This window comes from Neobacillus driksii, assembly GCF_013409995.1.
GTDB lineage: Bacteria > Bacillota > Bacilli > Bacillales > Cytobacillaceae > Neobacillus > Neobacillus driksii.
Genome location: NZ_JACCBX010000009.1, coordinates 67,325 through 82,928 on the forward strand (window position 1 = coordinate 67,325; position 15,604 = coordinate 82,928).

The 15,604-nt window shown below is 38.5% G+C and carries 10 protein-coding genes; 8 read left to right on the forward strand and 2 right to left on the reverse strand.

All coding sequences use genetic code 11. The features are described 5' to 3' along the window. The first annotated feature begins 76 nt into the window (after positions 1-76). Both F4694_RS20085 and F4694_RS20090 read left to right on the forward strand, forming a co-directional pair. Complete coding sequence (locus F4694_RS20085; protein WP_179601240.1) at positions 77-1,519, forward strand: DHA2 family efflux MFS transporter permease subunit; 1,443 nt, start codon at positions 77-79, stop codon at positions 1,517-1,519. A 442-nt stretch (positions 1,520-1,961) separates the two neighbouring features. Continuing rightward, on the forward strand, positions 1,962-6,128 hold the full coding sequence (locus F4694_RS20090) for a 5'-nucleotidase C-terminal domain-containing protein (RefSeq protein ID WP_257029322.1): 4,167 nt from the start codon (positions 1,962-1,964) through the stop codon (positions 6,126-6,128). Between the two features lie 49 nt (positions 6,129-6,177). Here the strand turns inward: F4694_RS20090 and F4694_RS32735 are convergent, their stop codons facing one another. Next, entirely contained in the window at positions 6,178-7,974 is a 1,797-nt protein-coding gene (locus tag F4694_RS32735; RefSeq protein ID WP_179601242.1) for a V4R domain-containing protein, read from the reverse strand. A gap of 174 nt (positions 7,975-8,148) precedes the next feature. Between F4694_RS32735 and F4694_RS20100 the strand changes: the two genes are divergently transcribed. The 6 genes from F4694_RS20100 (at position 8,149) to F4694_RS20125 (ending at position 14,710) form a co-directional block, all read left to right on the forward strand. Continuing rightward, positions 8,149-9,003 carry an alpha/beta fold hydrolase gene (locus tag F4694_RS20100; RefSeq protein ID WP_308806432.1) on the forward strand — a complete coding sequence of 285 codons (855 nt, stop codon included), beginning with the start codon at positions 8,149-8,151 and terminating at the stop codon, positions 9,001-9,003. Positions 9,004-9,026: 23 nt separating this feature from the next. Continuing rightward, the gene (locus F4694_RS20105; protein ID WP_179601245.1) at positions 9,027-10,595 is read left to right on the forward strand and encodes an MFS transporter; all 1,569 of its coding nucleotides are present in this window, start codon (positions 9,027-9,029) and stop codon (positions 10,593-10,595) included. 63 nt (positions 10,596-10,658) lie between these two features. Beyond that, positions 10,659-11,651, forward strand: coding sequence for a VOC family protein (locus tag F4694_RS20110; protein WP_179601247.1), 993 nt, complete (start codon positions 10,659-10,661; stop codon positions 11,649-11,651). Between the two features lie 81 nt (positions 11,652-11,732). Further along, on the forward strand, positions 11,733-12,905 hold the full coding sequence (locus F4694_RS20115; protein ID WP_179601249.1) for an acyl-CoA dehydrogenase family protein: 1,173 nt from the start codon (positions 11,733-11,735) through the stop codon (positions 12,903-12,905). Between the two features lie 77 nt (positions 12,906-12,982). Continuing rightward, the gene (locus F4694_RS20120) at positions 12,983-14,176 is read left to right on the forward strand and encodes an MFS transporter (RefSeq protein WP_257029323.1); all 1,194 of its coding nucleotides are present in this window, start codon (positions 12,983-12,985) and stop codon (positions 14,174-14,176) included. A 54-nt stretch (positions 14,177-14,230) separates the two neighbouring features. Continuing rightward, complete coding sequence (locus tag F4694_RS20125) at positions 14,231-14,710, forward strand: flavin reductase family protein (protein ID WP_179601251.1); 480 nt, start codon at positions 14,231-14,233, stop codon at positions 14,708-14,710. Positions 14,711-15,288: 578 nt separating this feature from the next. On the opposite strand, the gene F4694_RS20130 is transcribed toward F4694_RS20125, so the two are convergent. Beyond that, positions 15,289-15,573 carry a transporter gene (locus tag F4694_RS20130; protein ID WP_179601253.1) on the reverse strand — a complete coding sequence of 95 codons (285 nt, stop codon included), beginning with the start codon at positions 15,571-15,573 and terminating at the stop codon, positions 15,289-15,291. Between the last annotated feature and the right edge of the window lie 31 nt (positions 15,574-15,604).

Sequence of the window (15,604 nt, forward strand, 5' to 3'; positions counted from 1 at the left end):
TAAAACGTTTGATTGGAAATTACAAGGAAAACAAGGTAATCTGTAACAGTATCTTTTTTAATAAGGAGTTGGATGAATGAAGAGTTCAGAAAATAAACAATCGTTGATTGTCGTCCTTTTGCTAGCAGGGGCTTTTATCGCGATTTTGAATCAAACGCTGATGATAACAGCAATTCCTCCAATTATGGATCAAATGAGCGTTACCGCAAATAGTGCACAATGGCTTACCACAGTCTTTATGTTGGTGAATGGGATCATGATTCCAATTAGTGCATTTCTATTAGAAAAATTTACCACAAGACAGTTATTTATCTCTGCTATGAGTGTTTTTGCGTTAGGAACAGTTGTAAGTGGAATCGCTCCTAATTTTGAAATTCTTCTCACAGGCAGAGTTATTCAGTCTGTAGGAGCAGGAGTTATGCTGCCATTAATGACAACCGTTTTCTTACTAATCTTCCCGGTCAATAAGCGTGGGGCTGCAATGGGTCTTGTCGGCCTTGTCATATCCTTTGCACCAGCCATCGGACCAGCATTGTCTGGATGGGTGACATCGCAATTTTCATGGAGGGTGTTATTTTTTATTATTTTGCCTATAGCTCTGATCGATATTGTTGTCGCATTCTTTTTCTTGAAAAATGTCACAGAGGTTTCCAAGCCAAAAGTGGATGTCATTTCAATCCTACTATCGTCCTTTGGTTTTGGCGGTCTTCTTTATGGATTTACGAGTGCTGGAAATTACGGTTGGACACATGCTGCAACCCTGCTATCACTTACAATTGGCAGTATATCTCTGATTGTATTTATTTTCCGCCAATTAAGACTAAAACATCCGATGCTGGAATTTCGTGTTTTTACGTTTTCAATATTCCCTTTTGCCATAGCAATTGGAATGATCAGCTTTATGGGCTTAATTGGAGCAGAAACTATCATCCCGCTCTTTATGCAGAATATGAGGGAGTATTCTGCCTTTGAGGCGGGGCTCGCATTGTTACCTGGGGCACTGATTAGTGGGTTTATGTCACCCATTGTTGGAAGGATATTTGATAAAGTTGGGGCTAGATGGCTCGTGATGATTGGATTAACCATCATGACTGCTGCTTCATTTGCGTTTACGACGTTAAGCCCGACGACCACGTTGACCTATATTACTGTCCTATATGGAATTCGAATGTTGGGTCTTTCTATGGTAATGATGCCGGTCACAACAGCTGCCTTAAATCAACTGCCAAAACGATTAATTTCCCATGGGGCGGCCATGGATAATACGATGAAAATGATTGCCGCTTCGGTTGGAACGGCTATCCTTGTTACCGTTATGACAACAATAGCGGATACAGCAAAACAGCGCCCTGAGATTGCCTATCCGGATATACACGGTGCGAACATCGCCTTTATGGTCGTTTCCGTACTTTCCTTAGTAGGACTGATTCTTTCCTTTTTCATTAAGCATAAACGCCTGCCGGAGGGGGAAGCAGATGGAAAAAGAAAGAGAAATGTACAAGTGAAACTTCAGGAGTAATGAAGGTAAGTTATCTCTAATGAACTTTATTAATTGAATGAAACGTTCCTTACATTTTGTAAGGAGCGTTTTTTTATTGACATGTCAATTTGGATCGTTCGGGTTGAGCAAAAGTAGCCCCTATTTTCGTTTCTAGCATTTATTCAAAAAATAGGAGGAAGGTTATGGGAATTTGTTCTCGTTTAAGAATAATTAATTAATAGTATGATAGAGGTGTAGTAGTGTAAATTCATTATTAGATTATGTAAATATTATTAATGATTTGTATAAAGTGAGTAAAGTTTTCGTTAAATAGAACGAAAAAAACAAAGAGAAATGGTAAGTTTGGAATATATCTGTGGTGCTTCCCTCTATAAGAAAGGAGGATAGGTTTAATAGATTTGGAAGATTATGTGGAAGTACTACTTTTATAGAGGTAAATAGATTAAGAGGAGGAATACTCTTGAAGAGACTTAGAAAACAGTTTTTTGCTATCACCACAATGTTTGTCATGTTGCTAGGGATGGTGCTGCCATATCGGGCACAAGCTGCTGAAACAATTACTGTTGCACAGGCTATTGCGAATAATTCGGGGACAGCGACTGTTGCAGGATATATTGTAGGTTATACATCAGGTGGCAGTGGAGGGAAAGCTACATATGATTTCGAGGCTCCATTTAAAGATGATTTTAACTTTGCCATCGCAGACAGTCCTGCCGAAAAAGATGCAACAAAAATATTACCCGTTCAAATCTCTTCTAATTTCCGCTCAAACTATGGATTATTTACAAATCCATCAATCGTAGGAAAGATGGTTTTTGTAACTGGTTCACTTGAAACTTATTTTTCAGTACCTGGCCTAAAATCTCCATCGGCCATTTCATTCGATGGCACAACACCACCTCCAGGTGAAGATCCTATAGGCGTAACAGGACTAAAAATTCGTGACATTCAAGGGAAATCTCATATATCACCTTATAAAGATAAAAATGTGGTAGATGTACCAGGGGTAGTAACCTATGTAGAAGACGGCAGCAATTTTTATATGCAGGACCCTACGGCAGATGACAATTCTGCTACATCAGAGGGTGTTCTCGTTTATAAGCCATCTCACGGTGTAGCTGTCGGAGATAGTGTAACCGTATCAGGACTTGTAAAAGAGTGGGTACTAGATGGTTACGACGAGAAACTCCAAACCGATTTAGCGATGACAGAAATTAATGCCCAATCAGGAAAAATTACAAAGGTTTCAAGTGAAAATCAGCTTCCTGCTCCACTGGTCATTGGAAGGGACGTAATCCCTCCAACTTCTGTCATTGATAACGATCAACTCAAGACATTTGATCCGTCAGAAGATGGCATTGATTTCTATGAAAGCCTAGAAGGTATGCTAGTTTCTATTGAAAATCCAACAGTAACAGGTCCACAGAAATATGGTGAAGTACCTGTCATAACGGGTCAAGTAAATGGAAAAGCATATACAAAAGAAGGAACGCCTCTATTAACAAAAGAAAATCAAAATCCTGAGAAAATGCTTCTTCAGCTTGATGATCGCAGCTTTGTAACCAAAGCGGGTGACTCATTTAATGGTACAGTCACAGGAGTGGTCAGCTATACCTTTAGTAATTTTAAGATTCTAACAAAAGCAGCTGATTTACCTAAACTAGTAGAACGCGAAAGAACGAATGAAGTAACCACTATTCAAAAAGAAGAAGACAAGCTAACCATTGCTGGCTACAATATTGAAAACTTCGTAGCAACAGACACTGCTAAACGTGATAAGCTGGCAAAATCAATGGTCGAGAACCTAGGATCTCCCGATATAATTGGGCTAGTTGAAGTGCTGGACGAAAGTGGGGAAACGAATAATGGTGTTGTGAGAGCTGATGCAAACTACAAGTCTTTAAGTGATACGATCAAAGAATTTGGAGGACCAACCTATGCTTGGACAGAAATTGCTCCAGTTGACGGCAAAGACGGTGGAGTACCGGGAGGAAATATCCGCGTAGGCTATCTATACAATCCAGAACGTGTGACGCTAAATGAGGCACCAAAAGGAAATGCCGCAAGCGCTGTTGCCTATGAAAATGGTTCTCTTACCTTAAACCCTGGCCGCATTGACCCGACAAATGCAGCCTTCAACAGCAGCCGTAAGCCACTTGCCGCTGAGTTTACTTTCCAAGGTGAAGAAGTTATTGTCATTAACAATCACTTCAACTCAAAAGGTGGGGATCAGCCTTTATTTGGAAAAAATCAACCGCCGTACCTTGAAAGTGAAGCACAACGTGTGCAAATTGCGACCATCGTTAATAACTTTGTTTCTGATATTAAAGAAAAGAACGAAGACGCCAATGTAGTCGTATTAGGAGACTTAAATGATTTTGAGTTTTCTGCACCATTAGCCGCTTTAAAAGGTGATGACTTAACGAACTTAGTTGAAACGCTGCCTGCTTCTGAAAGATACACATACAACTATCAAGGAAATGCACAAGTATTAGATCATATTTTAGTATCCAATAACTTAGCCGAAGCAGCGAAACTAGATATCGTGAACGTTAACTCTCCATATATGGAAGAACATGGCCGCGCCAGTGATCATGATGCACTTGTGGCTCAATTAGATTTAGCCGTAGAAGAAGGACCATTTACATTGTCTGTTCTTCATACAAACGATACACATGCATATGTAGAGCAATTCCCTAAGTTGATAACGGCAGTAAACGAAATGCGTTCTCAGAAGGAAAATAGCCTGTTGTTAAACGCAGGGGACGTGTTCTCGGGAACATTATATTTTAGACAGTATTCAGGTCTAGCAGACTTGTATTTTATGAATCAATTAGGCTTTGATGCCATGACACTTGGAAATCATGAGTTTGATAAGGATTCGGCGACACTAGCGAACTTCATTAAGCAGGCTGAGTTCCCAATTGTGTCTGCCAACGTAAATATGGCTCAAGATGCTGACCTAGGGCCACTATTCAATACCTCAATCGGAGGAACGGATGAACAAGGAGAAATCTTCCCAGCCATCATTAAAGAAGTAGATGGAGAAGAGGTAGGGATCTTTGGTTTAACAACAGAAGATACAGCGTTCCTAGCGAATCCTGGAGATAACATTGTTTTTGAAAATGCTGTTGAAAAAGCCAATCAAACAATTGAAATGCTTGAAGCACAAGGTGTAGACAAAATTATTGCTTTATCTCACTTAGGTTATCAACCAGATTTGGATTTAGCAGAACAGGTAAACGGCATTGATGTAATTGTTGGAGGGCACTCCCATACAAAACTGGATGCACCAGTTGTTGTAGAAAAAGAAGAGCCGACATTAATCGTTCAAGCCAATGAGTATCTAAAATATCTTGGCGTTCTTGATGTAACATTCGACGACAATGGTGTAATCGTGGATTACACTGGTGAATTAAAGGATGTAAATACGTATGCAGAGGATGCAGCTGCCAAAGCGAAGGTAGCTGAATATAAAGCGCCATTAACAGAACTGCAAAAACAGGTGGTAGGAAATACGTCGGTTGCATTAAATGGAGTCCGTGATGATGTTCGCAGCAAGGAAACCAATCTAGGAAACTTAATTGCAGACGGAATGGCGGCAAAAGCTAATGAGTTCCTCCCAACGTATATTGCGATGCAAAATGGCGGTGGGATCCGTGCTTCCATTGATCAAGGAGATATCACGTTAGGAGAAGTGTTAACAGTGCTTCCATTCGGTAATAACCTAGTTACTCTTGACCTAACAGGTGAAGAAATACTTGCCGCATTAGAACATAGTGTAAGCGCACCTGGTGCAGGTGGATTCATGCAGGTTTCAGGGTTGAAGTTCAAGTACGATCCAACGCAACCTGTTGGTGAACGTGTTTGGCATGTCGAGGCTTTAACAGATGATGGTTATGAAGAACTCCAACTGGATAAAATGTATCGCGTAGCAACCAATGCCTTCACTGCGGACGGCGGTGATGGGTACAGCATGTTTAAGACAGCGAAGGACGAGGGTCGTATTTCTGAGTTATACATTGTAGATTTTGAAGTGTTTACTTCCTATTTAGAAAAGGTAAATCCTGTTTCACCAGCGGTTGAAGGTAGAATCGTACAAGAAGTTGCGGACAGTACAGCTCCAGATGCTCCTTCAGTAAACGAAGTAACCGACCAATCGACACAAGTTACTGGAAAAGCAGAATCAGGTGCAACAGTTGAAGTGTCTGTAGATGGAATCGTTATTGGTTCAAGCACTGCATTAGAAGATGGTAGCTTTGTAATCGAAATTGCAAAGCAAACAGCCGGAACACAACTTGGAGTTACTGCAACAGATAGTTCTGGCAATGAAAGTGAAGTGACGGTAGTGACTGTTGTGGACGTAACACCACCAGATACACCACGAGTCAATCCAGTCATTCATAATGATACGTATGTCACAGGAACATCAGAAGCCGGAGCTACGGTTAAGGTAATGATAGGTAATGTGGAGCTAGGAACAGCGGTAGTAGATACAGACGGTAATTTTAAAGTATCCGTGCCAAAGCTAAAACATAAGAATCTATTAACTGTGACGGCAACCGACGCTGTTGGGAATGGTAGTAAGGCAACGATTGTGTACGTGTTAAAGAAAAACGAGAAGTAAAGAAGAGGGCAGGTTGCTTTGCAACCTGCCTTCTTTGTAATTTCCCTCGTTAAAATTCAATTTCTTTCATAATAATAAGTGCTTCAATTAATAGTAGTAAATAAGCAGTGGTATAAGAATCTTTTAAGTTTATCTGAATAGTTTCCTCGATTTTTCGAATGCGATATTGGATTCCACCCATCGAAAGGTTTAATGCTTGCATTGTCCTTTCTAACCTTTTTCCATTTATTAAGTAAATATATAGTGTATAAAGCAGTTCCTGCATTTTTGGTTCGGGTATAAGCAAATCTTTTAATTGCGTTGAGGCGGTTTTCTTAAGTGTTTCAGTATCGATATTATTTAAGAAATCCCCGAGCAGTCCAAGCTCACTATAATATGAGATTGATTTATTGCGTGGTAATGAGACGGCTTGTTTGGCTTGCTTTAAATGTTCGGAGAAGAGCTCGAGTTGAGTAAAAGGATGACTAACTCCAATTGTATAGTGAAGATCAGGATTATTTTTCTGCATTTGGTTAAGTATTTTTAGTAAAGGTTCTTCGATATTCTGATGTGTAGATGTACTAAAAAGCACATAAATATCCTGGTTGGATATGCTGAAAAGTGCATTTAAATAGTGTAGTTTAAATATCTGTGAAAATTGAAGCAATTGATCATAGTAGTCAATTGGTAAATAAGTATCCTTTTTATTATTACAACGTATTACTAGGCTTGCGTAAGGTTCCTCCATCTTGTCTGTTAAAAGACGGAAATGCGTTTTGAATTCCTCTTCAGACTCGTGCTTCATATAAATAAGACGATCCAAGATCGATATTTTTAAGCGTTCAGTTGTCTCAAAACTAATTTTCTCCTTTAAAAAACAAAGAGCACAAACGGTAGATAAGCGCTCTAAAAATAAATAATCATTCTCATCCAATGATTGAGGATTTTCATAAAGGAATGAACAGGTAGCAAATACCTTATTATCTAAATAGATAGGGGTTGTCATTTTATAAATTTCGCCTAATTTTTCGAATATCGTTTCATTATGTTTACTAATCGTTACGGCCTTGGGTTCTTGCTCCAATAGATTAGTATAAGTAGTTAAATCGATTCCTTGCAAAGCAATAGTTTTATCATTTGTTTGTTTAATGATAATTGGTATATTCAAAATATTATAGGCTGTGGTTAATACGTGAAGTAAGCTATTTTTCTTCGCTACACATTCAGTAAGCTGGCTATGATAATTAGTGACCTTGTCGAGTAATAGTTTTTGACCTAATAGCTTATCGTATGTGATTTCAAGTTCTTCAGCTACTGTTTGGTGATCGAATTCGTTAAGAATTAAAGGGTTTATTTGCAGCCATTGTTTTTTCGTATTTACCTCAAAAGTACAATGTGGATAGCCCATAGCTTTACATGATTGTTCCACTACATAAATATCAATTTCATATATCTCTGATAAATAGCCGCTAGCATAGCCGCTTAAAATGTGACAAGCAGATGTGTTAGATTCTCCATGATAATGAGTATGTAAATCTGCTTCAAAAGAGTCAAACCATTTACCTATTGAATCAATAAAAATAATTTCGCCATTTTCATTGAGTATGGAAGATCCATTAGTTTCTACCTTTGACACATGACCTAAATTAATATGTGTTAGAGGAGCCCAACGGATTAATTCCTTCTTATCAGAATAATATTGCTTTAATTCTAATGCCTTTTCTCTTCCAAGCTTATATCCAAATTGCAATAATAATATTTTAGCCCTCTTTTCTCCAATATTCTCGTAAAGCGTTTTACGAAGTAAACCAAAGCCCTCGGAAGAGAAGATAATATCGGAAGAATGGAACGTTTTGTTATTTTCCACTATACTCACTCCTTTTATATAACTACTATATATTTTAAAAATTCAAAAAACAATGAAAATTAATGTTTTACACTATAAAAACAATGAAAATCGATATTATATTGTTTTAATTTTTAGATTATTATGAAATTACGTTACATGCATGTAAATAAATTTTAAGAGGTGAAGATGATAGTGAGTAATTATGAAACAAGGAAGGTTAAGACAGGTAAGTTTAATAGCTATTATTGTGAAGGTGGAAAAGGAAACGAGAGGACATTAATATTTCTACACGGTTCAGGTCCTGGAGCGAACTCGGAGTCAAACTGGAGTCGAGTATTAAATGAATTAAGTAATAGGTTCCATGTTATTGCGATCGACATGGTTGGTTTTGGTAATACAGAGTTACCTGAAAATACAAATTTAACTTTCTGGCAATGGACTACTGCCCGTGTTGAGCAAATCCTTGAAGTAATGGATTACAACAATATTGAAAAAGCAAGCTTAATTGGAAATTCAATGGGGGGCGTAGTTTCTCTTAATGCGCTAATGTATGATTCATCTCGATTTGAAAAAGTCGTATTGATGGGCAGCGGAGGAGGCGGCGGTAAGAATGGTCCGTCACCTGAGATTGTACGTATGACTCAATTCTTCAGGGATCCAACAATTCAAGCTTTTCGTAATCTTATTACGTGGTTTATGTATGATGAATCGGTTGTAGAAGAGCAGCTGGAGGAAATTGTTCAAACGCGTTATGAAAACATTATGAAGCCAGAAACCAGAGAACTATATCCTTCCTTATTTGCGACAATGCCTCATGAATTGACAATTCCACCAAGTGCATTGCGTCGTATTAAGCAGCCGGTTCTTTTAATTCACGGCTATGAAGATCAGTTTGTTCCTCGTGAATCTAGTTTAGCAGTATTAGAGCACCTTCCGAACGCAGAGTTAGTATTACTTAAACAATGTGGACATTGGGTTCAAATCGAAAAGTATGAGCGGTTTATTCAACTTATTGATCAGTTTTTTGATGAAACAAAATCTCGCTAATTTAATAGCCTAAGGAGTGTTATATGAGAAAAAATCCATGGTTCATTTATTCAGTACTGTTGCTGGGAATCTTTGTTGCTCTTGAAGCGAATGCATTTACTACTCCTGCTCTTCCCTATATTAGTGAATATTTTGGTGTGAGCACTGCGAATAGCGGCTTATTAACGTTATTATCAAGTGGTGCGGCCATTGCCTTAGCGCCCCTATTCGGTCGACTTGGTGACCAAGTAGGGAGGAAGAAAGTAATTATAGTTGGTTTAGTTGTTTTCTGTCTTGCACAGACGATGAAAGTATTCACTCCTGTTAGTTGGATTTATCTAATTGGTGCATTATTGCAAGGAATCGGATATGCACTTATTTTCCCGAATGTGTTTGCCTATATTCCAGAACTATTTCCTGAGCAAAAGAGAGGACGAGCAATTGGTCTATTCATGTTGTTCTCTTATATTGCAACAGGAACTGGTGGAGCAATAGCAGGTGCTCTAATTGATGTATGGGGCTGGCGTTCGGTCTATGCAACTAGCGCAACAGTATCGGCTATTGGATTAGTTCTTATTAGTATTTTCATACCAAAAAGTGAAAAAGGAAAACAAGTGGCACTAGATTATAAGGGAGCAACTCTATTTATGCTACTAATCACACTCTTTGTGGCAATGCCGCTTGTTTTAACAAATTTTGGTCTGATGATGCTTCTAGCAAGTGGAATAGTTTTTGCAGTAATGCTCGGTATTTTCATTTATATGCAGAAAAAGACAGAACACCCTGTAGTAGATTTGCAGCTTTTAAAACTAAAAGGTGTATATATTCCAGCTATTCTCATCGCATTCCAGAACTTTATGATGTTAAGTATTCTAATGTCCTTAACTTTTTTAACGGCAGACAATCCAAACATGACGGCACTACAAGTTGGCATGATTACAACGGTGCTATTTTCCTCCGCTGCAATATTCTCACCAACGATCGGGGTTTTATTGGATCGTTTTAACCCGGTATATCTAGTTTTTATTTCACTGATAACAGGTGTAATCGGGATTGGGATGTATTTAGGTGTCCATATGGGATCTTCTATTATGTATATCCTGGCTGTTATGGTATTTGTTGGAATCTGCTCAAGCTTCTTGAATGCTTCATTGATGAAGGTCATTCTCCTCTTTACACCAGAGGATAAAAAAGGTGTAAGTACCGGTACCTTCAGTTTATTTAAAGATTTAGGGTTGCCGGTAGGTGCTACGTTGGGTTTGACTATTTACGGTATGTCAACTTCAAGAGGCTTTGAAAGTACGATTCAAGCTAAAGCGGAAAGCTTAGGATTAACAGGTGATCAGGCTAGACAATTAATAGATGCACAGGTAACGGGTAGCACTTCATCTGAACTTCAAAGTACTCTAGCTCAATTGAATATTGAGGTCACAGAGCTATTAGCCCAAGCTACTGCAGAAAGTGTAGCCTCTGGTATTCATACATTAGGGGTAATTAATTTAATCATCTTTATAGGGCTTATTATCATCAGTTTAGGGTTATTAAAATTAAAAACGGCACCAGTACAAAGGCCAATTGATGTATCGATAGAAAATATAGCAAATGAAGTGTGAAAAAATGCATGAAATGAAAGCGCTATTATTATATTTATTATGCTTAGTTAGGGGAGGAAAACGATGAAAAAGTTTGACAAGGCACCTGAAATTGCAAAGCTTGGACATGTGGCATTAGTATCCGCAGATATAGAAAAATCTTTGTGGTTCTTTAAAGAAATTGTTGGTTTAGAAGAAACCATTGAGGTAGACGGTGTTCATTATCTTCGTGCGTGGGGTGATTTTGAACATCATACAATGTCTATTACCTCAGGACCGGAATCCCGTATTGACCATATTTCTTGGAAGGCAAAGCGACCAGAGGATGTCGAGCATTTTGCCATTCTTTTAAAGGATGCTGGCGTTTCAATTGAATACGTTGAAGCAGGAAGAGAGACAGGACAGGGAGAGGCTATCCGTTTCCAACTGCCAAGTGGCCATCATTTTGAAATTTACTTTAATATGGATAAGCCAGTTCCCGAATTACATCGACGCGCCGTGTTAAAAAATCAAACATATAAGGCATGGGCAAAGGGGATCTCACCGCGTCGTATTGATCATGTCAATCTCGCAACAAATATAGATTCTAAAATTGTTACGGATTTTCTTGCTGAAAAGCTGGGGTTTAAAATGCGAGAATATTTAGTTGCACCGGATGATAGGCAAATCTCTGGCTGGATGAGTGTTACCCCATTAGTACATGACGTAGCCGTAATGTCTATACCAAATGCGGATTCATCTCATCAGTTACACCATTTCTCTTATTGGCTAGATAATGCACAGGATATTCTACGTGCTGCAGATATTTTATGTGAACATGGCATTGAATTCGTAGGACCGGGTAAACATGGTATTTCTCAAGCGATGTATATCTATGTACTGGATCCAGGTAGCGGTGTTCGTCTAGAGCTATTCTCAAATGGCTATCTCATTTTCGAACCTGACTGGGAGCCGGTTAAATGGACATTTGACGAAATGGCGGTAGGTTTTACCTACTGGGGTGAGCAATCTGGCACGACAGGTAAGAAAGAATTACTGTTAAATGCGGGACCAGTGAAAGAGAAACAAGGAATTTAATGAGACTTCAGGCTGCTCTGCTGATGGATAGATGAGCAGCCGTAGTCTACAATCGCTCAGGAGAGAGAGGAGAAAGGGTGGATGACAGTGACAGTTAAGGTAAAGGATCAAGAAATTTATGAGCAGCTTTTAGAAAGTGCACGTCGCATTGGGAAGGCTGCTGAAGCAGAGTCATTACAAGCGGATTTAAATTCTACGTTATCTGAAAATATTATTAATATTATTCGTGAAGAGGAAATCAATAAATTAATTTTGCCAAAGCAATTTGGTGGCCCGCAAATCAACTTTACGATGTTTGCTGATATGGTTCGAGAGGTAGGGTATTATAATTTATCAGCGGCGTGGTTAACGTATTTCTTCTCGTTACACAATGCATGGGTAGCTTATCTACCTGAACACCGTCAGCACGAGATTGTAAAATCAGGTGGATTATTAGCAGATATTTTTGCCCCCGTTGGCAATATTCAAAAGGTAGATGGTGGCTTTTTAATTAGTGCAAAGTATAACTATGTAAGTGGAATTAACTATTCTGGCTGGGTAGGATTAGGTGCACTTTATCAGGCAGAGGGGGCTAGTAATCCGTCCATGCATGGATTTATTGTCAATACAAAGGATATTAAGATTATCGAAAACTGGAATTCTTTGGGATTACGTGGCTCAGGAAGTAATAGTATCGTAGTGGAAAATGTTTTTGTTCCAGATGACATGGTTATTAATCTACAAAGAATGGCAGAAAATCCAAGACCTGCGCATGAAAACTATGATTCAGACTATTTATATTATCATGTCCCGTTCCATCCAGCCTTCTTTGTTGGGTTTCCAGCTATGTCTATTGGTGCCGCCGAAAGAGCATTATATGAATTTAAACAATCAACAAAGGGACGTGTTCGCTTCAATGGTGAAGAGGAAATGGCTAGCCCAAGAAGCCAGCGAGTACTAGCTACGTTAACTTTAAGGCTAAAATCGGCAAAAAGTCTAATGAAGACATATATCGAAATGTTGGAATCAAAGGATGAGGTCTTTCATCCAAGTGAATATAAAGCAATCCGGGCGGAAATTATTCAAAATTGTGTTGATATTTCAGTGAAATGTGTTCTAACCTTAGGTGCTTCAGCCTTAATTAAAGGTCATCCAGTTGAAATGATTACGCGTGATTTAATAGCAATTGGGACACATGTTACCTCATTATATGAAGATGCCATTGATGTATATGGTAAATATTTATTTGATCAACCAGTCTTTGTTATGGGGTAAGTGGCACTATTTGAAGAGAAATGCCCCATAAGTTGAAAAGATTCACAGTCTCTTCTTGATAAAAAGGGGCGAAAAGGATGGAACGTCGTCAGTCTATTATTTTATATATTCTTATGTTTAATATGTTCATAACTATGGGAGGACTGGGAATTATTGTTCCTGTCATGCCTGCATATTTAGAAAAATTTCAAGCAGACGGCCAAATTTATGGCTTCTTAATTGCAACCTTTTCTTTTGCGCAATTTATACTTTCACCCATTATCGGAAACTATTCAGATCGCTTAGGTCGAAAAAAATTTATAGTTATCGGCCTAGTGATCTATGGGACGGGCCAAATTCTTTTTGGGTTAGCGCATGAAATTTGGATACTCTTTGTTTCTCGTTTTTTAAATGGGGTAGGCGCCGCTTTTGTTATGCCGACCATTTTAGCTTACGTTGGAGACATTACAACGGTTGAACAACGTGGAAAGGGAATGAGCCTGATTGGTGCATCCATTAGTTTTGGTTTTACTATTGGTCCAGCGATTGGTGGTTTATTATCAAGCGTTAACCTAACCTTTCCGTTTTTCTGTGCAGGTGTTATTTCAATTTTGTCAGCATTACTTTCATTAACTTTGTTACCTGACATAAAAACAGCTACGTTCGTTCAAACAAGAAGAGAAAGTTTGGTTAAACAAATGCTTAGCTCAACCAAATTGACTTATTTCATCTATTTAATCGTTGTGTTTACATTTAGCTTTGGAATAGCTAATTATCAAGCAACGTTGTCGCTTTATTTAGATGATAAGTTTCAATACACACCGCTAGTAATGTCACTTATTTTTACGGTTGGCGGATTGGCAGGTGTAATCTTACAGCTATTTTTTATTGAAAAACTCTTTACCTATTTCGGTGAGATTAAGATGATTATGGTGAATTTGTTTATCGCATCCATCACTTTACTTCTATTAATCTTTGTAAGTGGATATTTCTTGATTGTTTTGGTAGCTTCACTTAACACGATTGCGGCAACCTTAATCCGTCCGGCAGTTAACACCGTAATTAGTAGAATGGCAGGTAGTGAACAGGGTTTTGCTGCAGGCTTGAATAACGCCTACATGAGTTTAGGGAACTTATTTGGTCCAATTTGTGCGGGTACTTTATATGACTGGCACATGGACTCCCCGTATATCTTTGGAACGTGCGTATTAATGGCCTGTTGTATATTAGTCTTTACATGGTCTGTAAAAAACAATAAGCGAACATACTTAGAATCTTCTAAAATATCATAAGTTGAAAAAAGAACCAAGAAGACATATTCAAAATAGCAGAGAGGGGTTATTAGCATGGATGATCGTGAATTTCGAACCGCAATGGGGAAATTTGCAACCGGTGTTACCGTGATTGCTACAGATGTTGATGGTGATGTACATGGCATGACTGCCAATGCGTTCATGTCCGTGTCTTTAAGCCCAAAACTGGTTGTTATATCTATTGGGGAAAAGGCACGGATTCTTGAAAAAATTAAACAAAGCAAATCCTTTTCCGTCAATATACTAGCGGCAGATCAGCAAGAGCTATCGATGATATTTGCTGGTCAAATAAAGGGACACCGTGAAGTATTGTTTGACCGGCTTGATGATAAACCTGTTTTGGCTGGGGCGGTAGCCCAAATCGCTTGCGAGGTGTCGGCAGAGTATTTGGAGGGTGACCATACATTATTTATCGGAAAAGTAACCGATATTCAGCTTACAAATGCTGACCCTTTAATTTTTTACAGCGGACGTTATCGCGCTTTAGTTAATGAAAATCCAGTTACAATTTAGAGTAAAGAGTTTTATAGGTGGACTCCTTGTTTCTAAGGAGTCTTTATGTTAATTAAATTTAAATTTGAAGGGAGACGAAATGATGGGTTTCCAAGTGGTTAGATTTGAAAAAGACCATAAAGAACAATGGGGAGTTGTATCTGGAGAACATATCCTCGTACTTAAAAATTCATATAACAGCAGACAACAACTTTAGGAAGGGAATGTCAAGGAGGTGCCCTATCTTATCGGGCACCCATACGAAATAAAATGTGTATGTGTCGAATCGGTTTTAACACCCTATTCAAACTATACACTCCCTACTCCAGGACACTATGAAGTTACATTGAAAAATAAGCGAAACCCTTTGCGAACAGAAGTCGTTGTAAACGAAAAAAGCGTAAGGATGGTGAGTAAAAAACTTATAAGCCTATCATCATTTACTACAGGCCAAAAAAAACAAAAAGTCTGTCGCCCCGCTTACGGATTTGTATCCTGATATCACAGCAATCACAGGTATCGTAATGGTAAAACTAAGCTAAGGGAAAATACAAACGGAAAAAGCCTTGTGTTATTGAATTGCTCAAGGCTTTTGCTATTTAGTAAAGTGTAGGGGTAGGGTAACAGGCAACAGCATCAATAATCCTTGGATCAATACCATAAAACATCCAGATTACACCATTCCATCTATATCCAGAAACTTCACCATACTCGACGCGAGTGGGGTAAAACCAGAAACCTTCCCCGTTTATAAGCCAAACATATGTGTTATTAAATACACAGTCTATAATATATGATGGAGTAGTAGGCTTTTGTGGAATGAATGTGGGTGGAGGGGATTGTGGTTGTTGTCTCATTGAACCTTGAGGTGGAAAAAATACCATATGATTTACCTCCTTTTTAGATATGTCTTCA

Bases quoted from the DNA above. Each gene is read 5' to 3' on its own strand.
- F4694_RS20105 (WP_179601245.1), top strand. From the start codon at position 9,027: ATGAGAAAAAATCCATGGTTCATTTATTCAGTACTGTTGCTGGGAATC.
- F4694_RS20115 (WP_179601249.1), top strand. From the start codon at position 11,733: ATGACAGTGACAGTTAAGGTAAAGGATCAAGAAATTTATGAGCAGCTT.
- F4694_RS20125 (WP_179601251.1), top strand. From the start codon at position 14,231: ATGGATGATCGTGAATTTCGAACCGCAATGGGGAAATTTGCAACCGGT.
- F4694_RS20120 (WP_257029323.1), top strand. From the start codon at position 12,983: ATGGAACGTCGTCAGTCTATTATTTTATATATTCTTATGTTTAATATG.
- F4694_RS20130 (WP_179601253.1), bottom strand. From the start codon at position 15,573: ATGGTATTTTTTCCACCTCAAGGTTCAATGAGACAACAACCACAATCC.
- F4694_RS20085 (WP_179601240.1), top strand. From the start codon at position 77: ATGAAGAGTTCAGAAAATAAACAATCGTTGATTGTCGTCCTTTTGCTA.
- F4694_RS20110 (WP_179601247.1), top strand. From the start codon at position 10,659: ATGAAAAAGTTTGACAAGGCACCTGAAATTGCAAAGCTTGGACATGTG.